12 protein-coding genes are annotated in these 17,999 nt (G+C 72.9%); 6 read left to right on the forward strand and 6 right to left on the reverse strand.

Annotated elements, in window-relative coordinates; all coding sequences use genetic code 11:
• Positions 1–46 precede the first annotated feature (46 nt).
• The gene (locus ACF1BN_RS15080) at positions 47–1,057 is read right to left on the reverse strand and encodes a questin oxidase family protein (RefSeq protein ID WP_392332056.1); all 1,011 of its coding nucleotides are present in this window, start codon (positions 1,055–1,057) and stop codon (positions 47–49) included.
• Positions 1,058–1,445: 388 nt separating this feature from the next.
• On the opposite strand from ACF1BN_RS15080, the gene ACF1BN_RS15085 reads away from it, so the two are divergent.
• Positions 1,446–2,450 carry a sigma-70 family RNA polymerase sigma factor gene (locus ACF1BN_RS15085; protein ID WP_392332057.1) on the forward strand — a complete coding sequence of 335 codons (1,005 nt, stop codon included), beginning with the start codon at positions 1,446–1,448 and terminating at the stop codon, positions 2,448–2,450.
• A gap of 314 nt (positions 2,451–2,764) precedes the next feature.
• Here the strand turns inward: ACF1BN_RS15085 and ACF1BN_RS15090 are convergent, their stop codons facing one another.
• Entirely contained in the window at positions 2,765–3,724 is a 960-nt protein-coding gene (locus ACF1BN_RS15090) for a helix-turn-helix transcriptional regulator (RefSeq protein ID WP_392332058.1), read from the reverse strand.
• 61 nt (positions 3,725–3,785) lie between these two features.
• On the opposite strand from ACF1BN_RS15090, the gene ACF1BN_RS15095 reads away from it, so the two are divergent.
• A complete protein-coding gene (locus tag ACF1BN_RS15095) occupies positions 3,786–5,324 on the forward strand; it encodes an MFS transporter (RefSeq protein ID WP_392332059.1) in 1,539 nt (512 codons plus the stop codon).
• Positions 5,325–5,463: 139 nt separating this feature from the next.
• Here ACF1BN_RS15095 and ACF1BN_RS15100 read toward each other — a convergent pair whose 3' ends face one another.
• The 4 genes from ACF1BN_RS15100 to ACF1BN_RS15115 form a co-directional block, all read right to left on the reverse strand.
• Positions 5,464–6,240 carry a DUF6227 family protein gene (locus ACF1BN_RS15100; protein WP_392332060.1) on the reverse strand — a complete coding sequence of 259 codons (777 nt, stop codon included), beginning with the start codon at positions 6,238–6,240 and terminating at the stop codon, positions 5,464–5,466.
• A gap of 143 nt (positions 6,241–6,383) precedes the next feature.
• On the reverse strand, positions 6,384–7,469 hold the full coding sequence (locus tag ACF1BN_RS15105; protein WP_392332061.1) for a P1 family peptidase: 1,086 nt from the start codon (positions 7,467–7,469) through the stop codon (positions 6,384–6,386).
• Positions 7,470–7,546: 77 nt separating this feature from the next.
• The gene (locus ACF1BN_RS15110) at positions 7,547–8,770 is read right to left on the reverse strand and encodes a low temperature requirement protein A (RefSeq protein WP_392332062.1); all 1,224 of its coding nucleotides are present in this window, start codon (positions 8,768–8,770) and stop codon (positions 7,547–7,549) included.
• 34 nt (positions 8,771–8,804) lie between these two features.
• A complete protein-coding gene (locus tag ACF1BN_RS15115) occupies positions 8,805–9,503 on the reverse strand; it encodes a sirohydrochlorin chelatase (RefSeq protein ID WP_392332063.1) in 699 nt (232 codons plus the stop codon).
• A 267-nt stretch (positions 9,504–9,770) separates the two neighbouring features.
• On the opposite strand from ACF1BN_RS15115, the gene nirB reads away from it, so the two are divergent.
• From nirB to pflA, 4 genes are all read left to right on the forward strand, one after another.
• Positions 9,771–12,704 carry a nitrite reductase large subunit NirB gene (nirB, locus tag ACF1BN_RS15120; RefSeq protein WP_392332064.1) on the forward strand — a complete coding sequence of 978 codons (2,934 nt, stop codon included), beginning with the start codon at positions 9,771–9,773 and terminating at the stop codon, positions 12,702–12,704.
• A 417-nt stretch (positions 12,705–13,121) separates the two neighbouring features.
• On the forward strand, positions 13,122–14,543 hold the full coding sequence (locus tag ACF1BN_RS15125; protein ID WP_392332065.1) for a NarK family nitrate/nitrite MFS transporter: 1,422 nt from the start codon (positions 13,122–13,124) through the stop codon (positions 14,541–14,543).
• Between the two features lie 175 nt (positions 14,544–14,718).
• The gene (gene pflB / locus ACF1BN_RS15130) at positions 14,719–16,989 is read left to right on the forward strand and encodes a formate C-acetyltransferase (protein WP_392332066.1); all 2,271 of its coding nucleotides are present in this window, start codon (positions 14,719–14,721) and stop codon (positions 16,987–16,989) included.
• 147 nt (positions 16,990–17,136) lie between these two features.
• The gene (gene pflA, locus ACF1BN_RS15135) at positions 17,137–17,958 is read left to right on the forward strand and encodes a pyruvate formate-lyase-activating protein (RefSeq protein ID WP_392332067.1); all 822 of its coding nucleotides are present in this window, start codon (positions 17,137–17,139) and stop codon (positions 17,956–17,958) included.
• Positions 17,959–17,999: the final 41 nt, after the last annotated feature.

The raw sequence follows: 17,999 nt of genomic DNA on the forward strand, positions 1-17,999 counted from the left end.
AGCGGGTGGGGTCGGCTGCGCAGGGCGGAGCGTCTGGAGAGCGGCGCTATCCGTACGCGGGCGGGTTCAGCTCCACCGAGCGGAGGGCGGCGGCCGTCGCGAGGGCGCCGCCGACGTCCAGCGCGGTGTCGGTGAACTTGATCGTGTGGTCGTCGCCGTGCGCCGCCGCCCGCGCGAAGACCTCCTCCGCGGTGAGGCCGGTCGGCCTGTACGCGGCGGCCTCGCGCGGCGTGTACGCGGCCGTGACCACCGCCGAGGCCGACCAGGCCGCCGCCAGGCTCGGCGCCCACAGCTCACGGGGGAGGGCCGGCAGGGTCCGCAGGACGGCGTTGGGCGCGGTCGCCGCGTGCACCAGCATGATCGGCTCGCCGTGCCCGTGCGTCGCGTACCGGTGCACGGCCGCCGCCACCAGCTCCGCCAGCCGCGCCCGTACCGCCCCCGGCTCGGTCTCCGTGCCCCAGACGGGCACGGCCGTCAGCCGCGCGAACCGGTCCCTGAACCCGCCCTCCTGCCCGGGCACCGGCGGTACGGCGGCGAGCGCGCTGGCCGCGTCCGGCACGGCGGGCAGCGCGGCGAGTGGCGGCAGCGGCAGGTGGCGGGCGGCCCAGTAGCCGAGCGCGTGCGCCAGCTCGGCCCGCCGGGGCGCCGTGTCCCCGCCCGGCGCCAGCAGGGTCCGTACGGCGTGCCCGGTGCGGATCACCGGGTGCGTGGCGCCGCCCGCGATGCCGGGCAGCAGGCGCGGCCACCACTCGGCCAGCACCTCCCGCCACGGCCGGTCGGCCGACTCGCGGGCGAAGTACCGGGTCCAGTCGGTGATCCGCCGCGGATCGCCCAGCGCCTCCCGCCAGTTCCCGGCGGTGACCGGGGCGTACGGGGCGGGCGCCTCCTCCAGTTTGGGCGCGTACACGTCCAGCCAGCGGTGCACGGAGGCGGCGTGCCCGTTCCGGGCCAGCGCCTCCACCGCCATCGGCGCGTGGTTGGTGAGCCAGCCGTTCCGCTCGGGTCCGGTGGTGTGGAGCCGTTCGAGGGCCTCGTCGAGGATGCCGGTGGTGTCCATGGACGGGACGGTAGGGCGGGGCGGTGGCGGTTCGTAACGGGCTGGGGACCTACACCGGCGGGCGGACCCGGGCTCGGTCGCAGGTCGGTGAGGCAACTTTCGGCCGCTTTCCGGCGTCGTATGGAGAGGGAAGGGCAGACGACCAGTGATGTGACGGCCGTCTCACCGGCAGTGCGGTCGGAGAAGGCCCGGAGGGTCGTTCCGTCGCCTCTGACCTGCGGATCCGTGCCGATCGCGAGCCGCGGGGCAGGGCGCGGGCCGCGCAGGATACTGCATGATCGCGAAAATCCTGAGCCTCCTGGGAATTCTGTCCCGATTCCGGTCGTTGTTTCCGTCGGATGCAGGGCACCCGGAAGGGTGTCGCGACCTACTCAGCAAGGGAGCACGCATGGCAACCCGTGCCGTCGCCCGTCGTCAGTCCACCGCCAAGAGCGGGGACGGCCGGGCAAGCAGCGTTCGCGCCGTGGGCGGGGAGATCGCCGACCGCGACCTGGTCGGCATGTACCTCGACGAGATCGCGCGTACGCCCCTGCTCGACGCCGCCAAGGAGGTCGAGCTCTCCCAGACCATCGAGGCGGGCGTGTACGCCCAGCAGATCCTCGACGGCGAGGTGGAGGACTCCGAGGCGGGCGGGGCGACCCGCGAGGAGCTGGAGGCGCTGGCCGCCGAGGGCGAGCGCGCCAAGGACCTCTTCATCAAGTCCAACCTGCGGCTCGTCGTCGCCGTGGCCCGGCGCTACCCGCGCAGCGGACTGCCCCTGCTCGACCTGATCCAGGAGGGGAACGCGGGCCTGGTGCGCGCGGTCGAGAAGTTCGACTACGCGAAGGGCTTCAAGTTCTCCACGTACGCCACGTGGTGGATCCGCCAGGCCATCACCCGGTCCATCGCCGACCAGTCCCGCACCATCCGCCTCCCCGTCCACCTCGTGGAGGAGCTGGGCCGCATCCGCCGGGTCCAGCGCGAGTTCAACCGCGAGCACGGGCGCGAGCCGGAGCCCGCGGAGGTCGCGGAGGAGCTGGGCTCGACCCCGGAGCGGGTCACGGACGTCCTGGACTGGGCGCGGGACCCGGTCTCGCTGAACATGTCGGTCGACGACGAGGGCGAGACGCAGTTCGGCGACCTCCTGGAGGACACGTCGGCGATCTCGCCGGAGCAGTCCGTCCTCACGCTGCTGCGCAGCGAGGAGCTCGACGACCTCATCGACAAGCTCGACCACCGCACGGCGTCCATCATCCGGATGCGGTACGGCATCGAGGACGGGCGCGAGCGGACGCTGACGGAGGTCGGCAAGCAGCACGGCCTCACCCGCGAGCGGATCCGCCAGATCGAGAAGCACGCGCTGGTCGAACTGAAGAAGATGGCGCGCGACACGGGCTTCGACGCGGTGGCCTAGCGCGGCCGGCGACGCGCGACCGGCCCCGGCCGCGCGCGCCGGCGGCGGCGGCGCCGCGGCCCTTCCGCGTACCCCCTTGAGGGGCGGGCGGAAGGGCTGCGGCGCTTCCGCGTGTCCCCGTGGGGGCGGGCGGAGGGGCCGCGACACTTCCGCGTACCCCCTCCGTGGGGGCGGGCGGAGGGGCCGCGGCGCTTTCGCGTGCTTCCGTGGGGGGCGGGGCCGGGCCGCCGCCGCACACCTCCGTGCCGGCATGCGTTCCGCCCCAGGGGAGCGCACGCCCGCGACGGGACGGCCGCGCCGGGCCCCCGCGGGGGTCAGGTGAGGGAGGCCGTCAGGCGGGTCGTGAGGTGGTGGAGGTGGGTGCGCAGGGAGTCGGGGGCCTGGACCTTGAAGGGGACGTCCGTCAGGGCCAGGCGGATCGCCAGCCAGTTGACCGAGTCGGTGACGCGGGCGCGCAGCCGGCACGTGTCGGGCCCCGTCGCCACGGGCGCCAGATGCGCCGGCAGCCGCCCCGCGACCGTCTCCGCGGGCGCCTCGAAGGTGACGTCCAGCTCCAGCTCCTCCCCCAGCGCCCGCGTCATCGACCGCATCAGGTACGCCGCCTCGTCGCCCTCCGGCAGCTCGCGCGGCGTGAAGCGCGCACCGGTCGCCAGCGGGTCGGTGACGCGGTCGACGCGGAAGACGCGCCAGTCCTCGCGCCCGAGGTCGTACGCGACGAGGTACCAGCGCCAGCCCGTCGACACCAGCCGGTACGGCTCGACGAGCCGCTTCGTCTCGGCGCCGTCGGCCGCGCGGTAGGCGAACCGGAGCCGCTCGCGGCCGGTGACCGCGCCAGCGAGCGCCGTCAGCGTCGAGGGCGCGACGGTGGCGCCGTCGCCCCGCGTCAGCGGCAGGGTCGCGTTCTGGAGCGTCGAGACCCGGTGCCGCAGCCGCGCCGGAAGCACCTGCTCCAGCTTGGCCAGGGCGCGTACCGACGCCTCGTCGACGCCCTCGATGGCGTGCCCCGCGCCGGCCCGGAGGCCGACGGCGATGGCGACGGCCTCCTCGTCGTCGAGGAGCAGCGGAGGCATGGCCGTACCGGCGACGAGCCGGTAGCCGCCGATCGCCCCCTTGGTCGCCTCGACGGGATAGCCGAGGTCGCGGAGCCGGTCGATGTCGCGGCGGATCGTGCGCGGAGAGACCGAGAGCCGGTCGGCGAGCTCGCTGCCGGGCCACTCGCGCGGGGTCTGGAGGAGCGAGAGCAGATTGAGGAGTCGTGCCGGGGAATCCGTCATGCGAGCATCATGCTCGGCAATTAGGACGTCATCTGGCCTACATCACTCTTATGGTCCTCCTATGAGCGCACACGAGACCGAAGCCGCCACGGGGGCGGACAGCACCACCACGGGGGACAGCAAGCGCTGGATCGCCCTGGCCATCGTCATGACGGCCGCCTTCATGGACCTGGTCGACGCCACGATCGTGAACATCGCGATCCCCAGCATCGAGCAGGACCTCGGCACCACGACCACCGCGATCCAGTGGATCACCGCCGGCTACGCGCTGGCCTTCGCCGCCGGCCTCATCACCGGCGGCCGCCTCGGCGACATCTACGGCCGCAAGCGGCTCTTCCTCCTCGGCACGGCCGGCTTCACCGTCGCGTCCGCGCTGTGCGGCCTCGCCGCCAGCCCCGAGATGCTCGTCGCCTCCCGCCTCCTCCAGGGCGCGATGGCGGCCATGATGGTGCCGCAGGTGCTGTCGATCGTCCACGTCACCTTCCCCGCGCACGAGCGCGGCAAGGTCTTCGGCCTCTTCGGCGCCATCGTCGGCCTGGGCGCGGTCTCGGGACCCCTGCTGGGCGCGCTGCTCACCGAGTGGAACATCGCCGGCCTGGAATGGCGCCCGATCTTCCTCATCAACCTGCCGGTGGGCGTCGCCGCCCTCATCCTCGGGCGCAAGTTCATCACCGAGTCGAAGGCGCCGAAGGCGCTCCGCCTCGACCTCGTCGGCGTCGTCCTCGTCACCGCCGCGCTGCTCCTGCTGATCTACCCGCTGACCCGCGGCCGTGAGCTCGACTGGCCGCTCTGGGGCCACCTGATGATGGCCGCCAGCCCGGTGGTCTTCGCCGTCCTCGTCGGGTACGAGCGGTACAAGACGAAGAAGGACGGCTCGCCGCTCATCGAGCTGTCGCTGTTCAGGGTCAAGTCGTTCGCGGCCGGCATCGCCGTGCAGCTGACCTTCGGCATCGTGCTCGGCATCTTCTTCCTGGTGTGGACGCTCTACATGCAGCTCGGCCTCGGCTGGACCGCCCTCCACGCAGGCCTCACCGGGGTGCCGTTCTCGATCGCGGTCTCCGCGGCGGCGGGCCTGTCGGTGCAGCTGCTCGTCCCGCGCTTCGGCCGCAAGGTGCTCCAGGCCGGCGCGCTGACGATGGCCGCGGGCATCCTGCTGTACTTCTTCGCCGCCGGGCGGTACGGGGCGGAGATCGCGTCCTGGCAGATGATCCCGGCGCTGGTGGTGATGGGCCTCGGCATGGGCCTGATCGTGGCGCCGCTGACCGACGCGGTGCTGTCGGAGGTCCCCAAGGAGCACGCGGGCTCGGCCTCGGGCCTGATCAACATGACGGGCCAGATGGGCAACGCGATCGGACTCGGCCTGGTGTCCGTCGTCTTCTTCGGCACCTTCGACGAGGAGCGGCTGAAGACGGCCCCGCAGGAGATCACGACGGCCTTCACGGACGCCTTCCGCAACTCCCTCGGCTGGGCGGCGGTGGTCCTCGCCGGCATCTTCCTGGTGATGTTCGCCCTGCCGGCCCGGCCCAAGCAGCACCTGGAGGGCGGCGCGGGCGAGGACGAGCCCGGCGCGGTCGAGAAGGAGCCCGCGCTCGTCTCCTGACCCGCCGCACGTAAGGCGAAGACCCGCCACAGGCGCGGCAAGACCCGCCGCACGCGTGGCGAAGACCCGCCGCACGTACGACGAAGGGCCCCGGTCTCCCGACCGGGGCCCTTCGCCGTGTCCCCGGCGGGCGGAGGGTTCAGACGACGCGGGAGCGGGCCTCCATCGCGCCGCGGGCCGCGGCCTCCGACTCGTACACCTCGCACATGTGCCGGCCGTCGGGGGTGGCCGTGTGCTCGACCTCCCAGAGGCTCAGCTCGCTGCCGTCGAGGAGCAGGAACTGGTGCTCGTACAGGGTGAAGCCGGCGTCCCGGCCGCCCTCGACGGGGCAGTTCCGGCCGAAGACCTGGGTGATGTGGTGGGCGAAGGCGATGCGCAGCCGGCGGGCGGTCCGCTCGGTGGGCCGGTCCGGGTTCTCCGCGCGGCGCAGGACGCGGCGGGCGTGGTCCGCCGAGTTGTCCGGCACGTACATCCGGGGCTGGGCGGGTATCGGGCGAGCCAGGAGCGCGCTCAGCGCCGCCAGGTCGTCGTCGTCACCGAGGGGACGCCCGTCGGCCCGCTCCACGGTCCACCCCGGCAGCGGGCCCGCGGGCAGCCGGGAGGCGGCGAGCCGCGCCTCCGCCTCCTCCGTGTACAGCTCGTGCTGCTCGGTGCCGTCCCGCCCGGCGTTGTGCACGAGCTCCCACAGGGTGAGGGCGCTGCCGTCGGCCAGCAGGTAGGCGTGGCGGTAGGTGGTGCGGTGGAGCGAGGAACTGTGGTGCGAGGAGTGCAGCGCGGTGGAGTGGGCGAGCGCCGACTCCAGGCGCTCCACCATCGCGTCGGGCAGGTCGAAGGAGTTGAGCGCCCGGCCGAGAAGCCGCTCGACGTGCGTCTCGGTCGTCTCGTACGGATCGTGGTGATCCCGCGGATCGTTCAAGAGGGTCTCCAGGCCGTCGCCGCATGTCACTTGGTGCTTGCTTAACGTAGTCCCTGGGTCCGACAACGGGTCGGGGTTACGGGAAAACGAGTGGTGGGCGACGGAAGTTCCCGACCTCGCCGATCCCTCCAACTCCCTTGTCGTTACCGGGAGTACGAGCTCTGGGGGAGGTCGTAGAGCTCCCCGTACGAGGGGAAGTCGCCGCCCGGGCCGCGCTGCCCTCCGGGGGCGGCCAGCACCGCGCGGACGATCGCCCGGGTCACCAGGTCCGCGCCGGCGGCCAGGACCTCGTTCAGGGCGAGCGGCCCCGGCGCGGCCGGCAGCTCGCGGGCGCAGGTGGCGAGCGCGAAGACCGTGTCGCCGTCGTTCATCAGGTGCACCGGCCGGATCGCCCGCGCGATGCCGTCGTGCGCCGTCCCCGCCACCTTCTGGGCCTGGGCGCGGGTCAGGACCGCGTCCGTGGCGACCACCGCGAGGGTGGTGTTCAGCGGCGGCCGGACCGAGGCCGAGTGGGCCTCGGCGAGCCGCCGCACCGCCGCCTCGTGCACCGCGCGCGACGGGCGGGCGGGCCCGTCGACACCGGCGGGACCCTCCTCGAAGAGACTGCCGTACAGCACGCCGGTCGCCGGATCGACCGCCGAGCCGACCGCGTTCACCACCGCCAGAGCGGCCACGGTGATGCCGGACTCCAGCCGCAGGCTCGCCGTGCCGACCCCGCCCCGCATCCCGCCGACGACCGCCCCCGTACCGGCGCCGACCGCGCCCGTCACCACGCGCGCGTGGTCCCCGGACGCCTCCGCCGCCTCCACGGCGGCCCGGCCTGTCGAGGCGTCCGGGCGGGCCGCGAAGTCGCCGCCCCGGCCCAGGTCGAAGACGCACGCGGCCGGCACCACCGGCACCACGTGCGCCGGGTCGGGCCCGACCCTGACCCCGCGCCGCCGCTCCTCCAGCCAGGCCATCACCCCCGCGGCCGACTCCAGGCCGTAGGCGCTGCCGCCGGTCAGCACGAGGGCGTCGATCCGCTGGACCACGTTCCTCGGGTCGAGGGCGTCCGTCTCGCGGGTGCCGGGGCCCCCGCCACGTACGTCCACGGCGGCCACCGCCCCGCCCTCCGAGGCGAGCACGACCGTGGTCCCCGACAGCGCCCGGGGCCCCGCCACGCGCGCGTGGCCCACCCGGATGCCGGGCACGTCGGTCAGTCCGTCGGTCGAGCGCCACTCAGCTGTCATGTCCCCTTCCTACCTCAGGACGAGCGGACCCACCTCAGGAAGAGCGGCCCCTCCCTCCCGGGGGAGCGGGGGCCACCTCACGAGGCGCGGGCCGTCCCGGCGCCCGGATTCCCGTCGGCCTGCTTCCCGTCGCCCGGGTTCCGGCCCGCCGGGTTCCGCGCGGTGAGCGTCACGCCGAGCGCGACCGTGGCCGCCGCCACCAGACCCGCCGCGAGCACCGCCCAGCGGCCCGCGAACGAACACATCAGGATCACGAACGCCGACCCCGGCAGAACCGCCTGCTGGGCGATGCCCACCTTGAAGTAGCGCGCGTGCAGCAGCCACACCGACAGCAGGAAGACCGCCGTCGGGATCGTCACCGACGCCGAGGCGGCGAGCGTGCTGATGTGCGCCTTGCCGACGGCCTGCTCCACCGCGATCTCCAGACCGGCGCCGATCGCCGCCGCCGACATGAAGATCACGAAGTGGCCGTACCCCCACAGGAAGCCCTGCCGGCTGTCCGTCAGCCGGTCGTGCGCCGGGACCACGAAGTAGATCCACCAGGCCGCGAAGACGATGAGCAGCCCGCCCGCCGCGATCGGCAGCAGCTCGTTCAGGGCGTCGTGCTCCAGCACCCCCGATCTCACCGCCACCGTCGCCGCGGCCACCGACTCGCCCAGCACGATGATCGTGAACAGGCCGTACCGCTCCGCGATGTGGTGCGGATGCCAGGTGCTCGGCGCGACCCTCTCCGCGTACACCGGCACCGAGAGCTCCGCCAGCGCCAGCGCCAGGAACACCCACGGCACCGCCCCGTCCGGCACGAACAGCAGCGCCAGCCAGCCCAGCTGCACCGTGAGCACCCCGCCCGCGTACCGCCGGCACATCGCCCGCTCCTCCGCCGACGCGGCGTGGTGCGCGGCCCGCAGCCACTGCGAGGCGAGCGCCACCCGCATCACCAGATAGCCCAGGTAGACGACGAGGAAGTCGTGCTCCTCGAACGCGCGCGACACGCCCGCGGCCAGGATCAGCACACCCGCGATCTGCACGAGCGTCACGACCCGGTACAGCACGTCGTCGTTGTCGTACGCAGAGGCGAACCACGAGAAGTTCATCCACGCCCACCAGATGGCGAAGAAGACCATCGCGTAGCTCACCACGCCCTCGCCCGCGTGCCCCTCCGCCACGGCGTGCACGAGCGCCGCGCCCGCCTGGGCGACGGCGACCACGAAGCACAGGTCGAAGAAGAGCTCCAGCGGTGTGGCGGTCCGGTGCGACTCCTCACGGGAGCGCGCGGTCAGCGGCAGGAAGGGTTGCGTCATGCGGCCAGCACAGCAGAGACACCCCCCGCCGCTCTCAAGCCACGCGGAGCGGTACGGCCTCCGGGAGCACCGCCGCCTCGTAACGGGCCGCCACCAGCCGCGCCAGCCGAGGATGATCCGCCAGCGGAGCCGACACGGCGTACGCCTCCGGCACATCCTCCAGGGCGCGGGAGAACCGTCCCGGCGCCAGCAGGTGCGCCGCGACCGCCACCCGCCGGAAGCCGTCGCCACGCGCGCGTGCCACCGCGTCCGCCGGGGCCGGCGAAGCCGCCGAGCAGTACGCCACCGTCACCGGCACCGGAAGGAGCCGCCCCAGCTGCTCCGCCGCCACCAGGGTCCCGTCGTTCCCGCCCGGACGGGACGAGCCGGCCCCCGCGACGACGACCGCGTCCGCCGGACCGCCCGCCGCCCGCTCGGCGGCGCGCAGCCGCTCGTACAGCGCCAGCGCCACCGCGTGCTCGCCCCGCAGCCCCGGCGTCACCGCGCACACGAACCGCCGGGCCACGGCCGGCACGTCCACCCTGCGGTGGTAGCCGTCGCCCAGCAGCAGCGGCACGACGACCGCCCCCGGACGGCCGGCCAGCACCGACGGAAGCGAGGGGAGCTGGTGGTCGAGGTGCGCCACGGTGACCGGCGCCCCCGTCAGGTGCCGTACGGCAGCCGCCAGCCGGGCCGTGGTCGCCGCCGCCTCGGGGACGGCGCTCCCGTGCGCCGCGAGGACGAGCTCACGCATCCTGCCGCTCCTTCCGCTCCGGTCGCCACGGCTCCCGGGGGTGCACCGTCCCCGGGAGTCGTCGGCGGGCGGGGCCGGCCCGGCGGTGTCGTACGCCGCCCGGACCCGTGACCCCCACGCTAGACCCGCGCACGACGCCCCCACCCCCGCCGTTCGGCCCCGCCGCGAGGGCCGCAAGTCCCTTCTCCTCGGGCCTTTCCCGGGCCGGCGGGCGCCCCGCGCCGCCCTACGGTCGAAGACACGGATCCCCCACCACCCGGAGCCACCATGTCCTCCAGCCCGTCCCTCGTCCTCGTCGGCCACGGCATGGTCGGCCACCGGCTCCTGGAGGCACTCGCGGAGCGAAAGGCACTCGCGGGCGGGAACGCGCTCCTCGACGGGGTCGGGCTCCCTGACGGGGTCGGGCTCCTCGACGGGGCCGAGCTCCCCGACGGGCACGGGATCGCCGCCCTCGACGCTCCCACCGACCGGACCGCCCCGACAGACCCCACGGCGGCCGACCGGACCGCCCCGACCGCCCCCGCGGCCGCGCCCGGCTGGCGCGTCACCGTCCTGGCCGAGGAGGACGTGCCCGCGTACGACCGCGTCCACCTCTCCTCCGTCTTCGCCGGCACCGCCCCCGAACACCTCGGCCTCACGGACCCCGGCTTCCTCACCGACCACGGCGTCGACCTGCGGCTCGGCGACCCGGCCGAACACATCGACACCGCCGCCCGCACCGTCACCACCACCTCCGGCGCCGTCGTGCCCTACGACGCGCTGGTGCTCGCCACCGGCTCGTACCCCTTCGTCCCGCCGATCCCCGGCGCCGACGCCCCCGGCTGCTTCACGTACCGCACCCTCTACGACGTGGACGCCCTCACCGCCTACGCCGAACACGCCAGGACCGGCGTCGTCATCGGCGGCGGACTGCTCGGCCTGGAAGCGGCGGGCGCCCTGCGCACCCTCGGACTCGCCACCCACGTGGTCGAGTTCGCGCCCCGCCTGATGCCCCTCCAGGTCGACGACGGCGGCGCGGCCGCCCTGCGGGCCACCATCGAGTCGATGGGCGTGGCCGTGCACACCGGCGTCGGAGCCGCCCGGGTCGAGACGGACGCCGACGGCCGGACCACCGCCCTCACCCTCTCGGACGGCGAACGGATCCCCGCCGACCTCGTCGTCTTCTCCGCCGGGGTGCGCCCCCGCGACCGGCTCGCCCGCGAGGCCGGGCTCGCCGTCGGTGACCGCGGCGGCGTCGCCGTCGACCCGCACTGCCGCACCACCGACCCGTACGTGTACGCGATCGGCGAGTGCGCCCAGACCTCCGACGGGCGCGTCTACGGCCTGGTCGCCCCCGGCTACCAGATGGCCGAGACCGTCGCCGACCAGCTCGCCGGCGACGGTACGACGGAGTTCACCGGCGCGGACACCTCCACCAAGCTGAAGCTGATGGGCGCGGACGTGGCCTCCTTCGGCGACCCCTTCGCGGGCGGCGCGGAGGCCACCGAGCTCGTCTTCTCGGACGGCCGCGAGGGCGTCTACAAGAAGCTGCTCCTGGGCCCGGACGGGCGGCTGCTCGGCGGCATCCTGGTCGGCGACGCCGAGGCGTACGGCTCGCTGAAGCCGCACGCCGGGCGGCGGCTGCCCGCCCCGCCCGAGGCCTTCCTCCTGCCCGCGGCCTCCGGTGGCGCCGAACTCCCGGGCGCGGGCTCCCTCCCCGACGACGCGGTCGTCTGCTCCTGCCACAACGTCACCAAGGGCGCGGTCGGCGCGGCGATCGCCGAGCACGGCCTCACCGACATCGGCGGGATCAAGCGCTGCACCAAGGCGGGCACGGGCTGCGGCGGCTGCGTCACCACCCTCCAGGCCGTCCTCGACGCCGCCGGGGTCGCGAAGCGCCGGGGCCTGTGCGAGCACTTCCCCGAGCTCACCCGGCCCGAGCTGTACGAACTGATCCGCACCGAGCACATCCGCTCCTTCACCGAACTGACGGAGCGGTACGGGGCGGGAGGCGCGGGCTGCACCGTCTGCAAGCCCGTCGTCGCCAACGTCCTCGGCACCCTCGCCCCCGAACTGGGCCTGCGGCACGTCCTGGAGGGCGAACAGGCCGCGCTCCAGGACTCCAACGACCTCTTCCTCGCCAACCTCCAGAAGGACGGCACCTACTCCGTCGTCCCCCGCGTCCCCGGCGGCGAGATCACCGCCGAACAGCTCATCGCCATCGGCGAGACGGCCCGCGACCACGGCCTCTACAGCAAGATCACCGGTGGCCAGCGGATCGACCTCTTCGGCGCCCGCAAGGAGGACCTGCCGGCGATCTGGCGCCGGCTCCTCGCGGCCGGCTTCGAGTCCGGGCAGGCGTACGGCAAGTCGCTGCGGACCGTGAAGTCCTGCGTGGGCGCGAAGTTCTGCCGCTTCGGGCAGGGCGACTCGGTGCAGCTCGCCATCGACCTGGAGCTCCGCTACCGGGGCCTGCGCGCCCCGCACAAGATCAAGGGCGGGGTCTCCGGCTGCCTGCGCGAGTGCGCGGAGGCCCGCGGCAAGGACCTCGGCGTCATCGCCACCGCCGGCGGCTGGAACCTGTACGTCTGCGGCAACGGCGGCGCCACCCCCCGCCACGCCGACCTGCTCGCCTCCGACCTGTCGGCGGCCGAACTCCTCGCCCTGATCGACCGCTTCCTCATGTACTACCTCCGGACCGGCGAGCGCCTGGAGCGCACCTCGGCCTGGCTCGAACGCCTCGGCGGCTCCGGCGCGGGCATCGCCCACCTCAAGGAGGTGCTGATCGAGGACTCCCTCGGCATCGGCGCCGAGCTGGAGGCGCAGATGCGGCGGCACGTGGCCGCGTACCGCGACGAGTGGCGGGCCGTCCTGGACGACCCCGAGGCGCTCGCCCGCTTCGCCCCGCACGTGCCCGGCGTGGAGTTCCTGGAGCCGGGGCGGGGACGCGCGGCGGTGCTGCCGGACGGGACGGAGGCGGCGCTCTTCAAGGACGCGGAGGGCGCGGTGTACGCGGTGGGCAACCGGGACCCGTACTCGGGCGCCGACGTCATCGCCGACGGCATCATGGGCAGCCGCGACGGCGTGCCGGTGGTGGCCTCCCCGATGCACAAGCAGGAGTTCGACCTGCGCACCGGCGCGAGCCTGGACGACCCGCAGGTCGCCCTGCCGCTCCTCCCGGTGCCGGAGGCGCCGGAGGTGCCCGGCGCCGGCCGCGGCTGAGCCGTACGGCCGCGCACCCCGCGCCGCCGTCGCCGTCGCCGTACAGGAGCCGTACGACCTCCCCACGTACCCCGCGACCCGTCACCCGATCCCCTCACCCCGCGGGCCGTCACCGGATCCCCTCACCCTGATCCCTCACCCGCAGCACCCCCCTGAACTGCCCCCGGCCCGCCCCCGACGGCCCCACACCCCTTCCAGGGGCCGTCGCACGGCCCGGGGGCACCCCCTCTCCCGCCCCCGATGGCCCGTCAGGCCCGCCCCCGACGGGACCTAGGGCCCGCTCCGGGACCCGACCTAGGCCCGCCCCCGGTCGCGACCATCGGCACTGACGGCGCCCCTCCACCGAGGCGCAGCCTGGAAAGGCAAGGAAGAGGCCTCGAAAGGGCTCGTAAACGTCAGGGAAGTCAGGGAAGCGCCATGAGTTCCGTAGTCCAGGACAGCAGAACGACGGGCGGGTCGCCCGCCTCGTACGACACGGAGCAGTACCGCCCCGGCCGGACCGTCAACGACTGGGAGCCGGAGAACGAGCTCTTCTGGAAGTCGATCGGCAAGAGGGTCGCCAACCGCAACCTGTGGATCGCGGTGCCCGCGCTCCTCGTCGCCTTCGTCGTCTGGCAGGTCTGGTCGGTCACGGCGACCAACCTGAAGGACGTCGGCTTCGGCTTCTCGACCTCGCAGCTGTTCTGGCTGACGGCCATCCCGGGTCTGACCGGCGGAACGGCCCGCATCCTCTACACCTTCCTCGGCCCGATGATCGGCCAGCGGCGGTTCACCGCCCTGTCGACCGTCGTCCTCGTGGTGCCGCTGATCTGGCTGGGCATCGCGATCCAGGACCCGACGACCCCGTACACCGTGATGGTCGTCATCGCCGCCCTCTGCGGCATCGGCGGCGCGAACTTCGCCTCCTCCCTCGCCAACATCGGCTTCTTCTTCCCCAAGGCGAAGAAGGGCAGCGCGACCGGCATCAACGGCGGTCTCGGCAACCTCGGCGTCTCCGTCGTGCAGCTGCTGACCCCGATCGTCATCACGTGGTCGACGATCGCGATCGGCTCCGCCCAGCACAAGGCCGACGGCACCCCCGTGTACCTCCAGAACGCGGCCTTCGTCTGGGTCCCCGTCGTGCTGGTCCTGGCCGCCGTCGCCTGGTTCGGCCAGAACGACCTGAAGGTCGCCTCCACCCCGTTCAAGCAGCAGAAGATCATCTTCAAGCGCAAGCACAACTGGCTGATGACCTGGCTGTACGTCGGCACCTTCGGCTCCTTCATCGGCTTCGCCGCGGCCCTGCCGATGCTGATCAAGACCACCTTCCCGGACTACTCCGTCGCCACCTACGCCTGGATGGGACCGGCCGTGGGCGCCCTCGCCCGCTGGGCCGGCGGCTGGATCGCCGACAAGTGGGGCGGCGCCCGGGTCACCATCCTGTCCTTCGTCGGCATGGCCGTCGCGATCATCGGCGTGATCAACTTCCTGCCCGCGGGCGGCGACGGCGGCAATTTCTACGGCTTCTTCTTCTGCTTCCTCGCCGCGTTCTTCTTCTCCGGCATCGGCAACGGCTCGACCTTCCGCCAGATCCCGGTCATCTTCCGCGGCACCCACCTCAAGGGCCTCACCGAAGGCACCCCCGAACACACCAAGGCCCTCAAGCAGGCCGAGATGGAATCGGGCGCCGTCACCGGCTTCACCTCCGCGATAGCCGCCTACGGATTCTTCTTCATCCCGGCGCTCTTCGGCTCGGTCGCCGTCACCAGCGCGATGTGGGGATTCGTCGCCTTCTACGTCAGCTGCATGGTCGTGACCTGGTGGTTCTACGCCCGCAAGGGCGCCGAGGCCCCCAGCTGAGCCCCCGCGTCACACCGAGAAAGGTCCCGCCCCGGCGGGGCCTTTCCGCATGCCGGGGAAAAGGACCTAGGACCCCCGGCTGGTGACCAATGCCGCCCGAAATGATCGATCAAAAGGAGTGAAATGAAAGTAAGCAACGACGCGATCGAATGACTCGAAGAAGGCGGTGCGGGCAGTGACTGCGACTCCTGCGGAAGCGACGGCGACCGAGCGGGCCTGGAACGGCTTCAAGGGCGGACTCTGGCGCGACGCCATCGACGTCCGCGACTTCATCCAGCAGAACTACACCCCGTACGCGGGCGACGACTCCTTCCTCGCCGGCCCCACCGAGCGGACCACCGCCGTCTGGAAGGCGATCACGGACAAGTTCCCGGAGGAGCGCGCCAAGGGCGTCTACGACGTCGCCCACGACATCCCCTCCACCATCACCGCCCACGCCCCCGGGTACATCGACCGCGACAAGGACCTGATCGTCGGCCTCCAGACCGACGCCCCGCTGAAGCGGGCGATCATGCCCAACGGCGGCTGGCGGATGGTCGCCGGCGCCCTGGAGACCTACGGCTACCCCGTCTCCGAAGAGCTGGAGAAGGTCTTCACCGAGTACCGCAAGACCCACAACGCCGGCGTCTTCGACGCCTACACCCCCGAGATCCGCGCCGCCCGCAAGGCCGGCATCGTCACCGGACTCCCCGACGCCTACGGCCGCGGCCGCATCATCGGCGACTACCGCCGGGTCGCCCTCTACGGCGTCGACCGCCTCATCGCCGTCAAGAAGGAGGAGAAGGCCGAGCTCGACGTCCTCCCGGCCGGCAACCGCTCCCTGGAGGAGACCATCCGGCTCCGCGAGGAGCTCTCCGAGCAGCTGCGCGCCCTCGGCGAGCTGAAGGCCATGGCCGCCTCGTACGGCCAGGACATCTCCGGCCCCGCCACCACCGGCCGCGAGGCGATCCAGTGGCTGTACTTCGCCTACCTGGCCGCCGTGAAGGAGCAGAACGGCGCCGCGATGTCGCTGGGCCGCACCTCCACCTTCGTCGACGTCTACCTCCAGCGGGACATCGAGGCCGGACTCCTCACCGAGGAGCAGGCCCAGGAACTCGTCGACGACTTCATCATCAAGCTCCGCATCGTCCGCTTCCTGCGCACCCCCGAGTACGACGAGCTGTTCTCCGGCGACCCGACCTGGGTCACCGAGTCCCTCGCCGGCATGGGCGAGGACGGCCGCCCGCTCGTCACCAGGACCTCCTTCCGCTACCTCCAGACCCTCTACAACCTCGGTCCGGCGCCCGAGCCGAACATGACCGTCTTCTGGTCGCCGCGGCTGCCCCAGGGCTTCAAGGAGTTCTGCGCCCGCGTCTCGATCGACACCTCGTCCGTGCAGTACGAGTCGGACGAGCTGATGCGTCCCCGGTTCGGCGACGACACCGCGATCGCCTGCTGCGTCTCGGCGATGCCCGTCGGCAAGCAGATGCAGTTCTTCGGCGCCCGCGTGAACCTCGCCAAGACCCTGCTGTACGCGATCAACGGCGGTCGCGACGAGAAGTCCGGCGCCCAGGTCGGCCCCGCCACCGGCGCCCTCACCTCCGAGGTCCTCGACCACGACGAGGTGATGGAAAAGTTCGACGAGCAGATGGAATGGCTCGCGAACGTCTACGTCCACGCGCTGAACGTCATCCACTACATGCACGACAAGTACGCCTACGAGCGCATCGAGATGGCGCTCCACGACCGTGACGTGCGCCGGACCATGGCCTGCGGCATCGCCGGCCTCTCGGTCGCCGCCGACTCGCTCGCCGCCATCAAGTACGCCAAGGTCAGCCCCGTCCGCGACGAGACCGGCCTCGCCGTCGACTACGCGATCGAGGGCGACTTCCCGGCCTACGGCAACAACGACGAGCGGGCCGACGAGATCGCCGTCTGGCTGGTCGAGGAGTTCATGCGGAAGGTGCGCAAGCACCCCACCTACCGGAACGCCGAGCACACCCAGTCCGTCCTGACCATCACCTCGAACGTGGTCTACGGCAAGAAGACCGGCAACACCCCCGACGGCCGCCGGGCCGGCGAGCCGTTCTCCCCGGGCGCCAACCCCATGAACGGCCGCGACACCCACGGCTACGTGGCCTCCGCCCTGTCGGTCGCCAAGCTGCCGTACGAGGACGCCGAGGACGGCATCTCGCTCACCAACACCGTCACCCCCGACGGCCTGGGCCGCACCCCCGAGGAACGGATCAAGAACCTGGCCGGCGTGCTCGACGGCTACATGGCGAGCGACGGCTTCCACATGAACGTCAACGTCCTCAACCGGGACGTGCTGATGGACGCCATGGAGCACCCGGAGAACTACCCCCAGCTCACCATCCGCGTCTCCGGCTACGCCGTCAACTTCGTCCGCCTCACCCGCGACCAGCAGCTCGACGTCCTCAACCGAACCTTCCACGGCTCGCTCTGAGCGACGGCACGGCGCGGCGCGGTACGGCACGGCGCGGCGCGGTACGGCGCGGCGCGGCGCGCAACGCAGAAGGGGGGGGAGGGGGCCCCTCCCCCCTCCCCCTCCCCACCCCACCACCCACCTCTTCCTCCCTCAGGAGGCCCTGCCATGGTCACGCTCCTCGGACCGGACATCCCCGTCCGCCCCGTCGCCGCCCCGGTCCGGGCGGTCACCCCGGCCGCCGCCGCGACCCACCGTCCGTCCGAGGGCTCGGTGCACTCCTGGGACCTGTCCACCGGCGTCGACGGGCCCGGCACCCGCTTCGTCACCTTCCTCTCCGGCTGCCCGCTGACCTGCCTCTACTGCCACAACCCGGACACCTGGAGGATGCGGAACGGCAAGCGGACCTCCGCCGACGACGTGATCGCCGAGGCGGCCAAGTACGTCCGTTTCATCTCCGCCTCCGGCGGTGGTGCCACCGTCTCCGGCGGCGAACCGCTCCTCCAGCCCGTGTTCACCGGCGAGCTGCTGCACCGCATGAAGCACGAGCTCGGCCTGCACACCGCCCTGGACACCTCCGGCTTCCTCGGTGCCCGCGCCACCGACGCCCTGCTTCGCGACACCGATCTGGTCCTCCTCGACATCAAGTCCTGGGACCCGGAGACGTACCGGAAGGTCACCGGTCGGCCGTTGGAGCCCACTCTGGACTTCGCCCGCCGTCTCGCCGATCTCGGGCAGGACGTGCACGTCCGCTTCGTCCTCGTCCCCGGTCTCACCGACGACCCCGCCAACGTCGAGGGCGTCGCCGCCTTCGCCGGCGGACTCGGCAACGTGTCCCGTGTCGACGTCCTCCCCTTCCACAAGCTGGGCGAGGCCAAATGGCAGGCGCTGGACATGCCGTTCACCCTCCATGACACCCCGTCGCCCGACCCCGGGCAGGTCGCGGCCGTCCGTGAGGTCTTCCGGTCCCACGGCCTGAACGCGGTCTGAGCCCGCCGGCCTCCGCCGGGCGCGACGCGTTCACTCCCCAG

Origin of the sequence: Streptomyces sp. NPDC014861 (assembly GCF_043081625.1) — a bacterium.
In the GTDB taxonomy this organism is placed as follows: domain Bacteria; phylum Actinomycetota; class Actinomycetes; order Streptomycetales; family Streptomycetaceae; genus Streptomyces.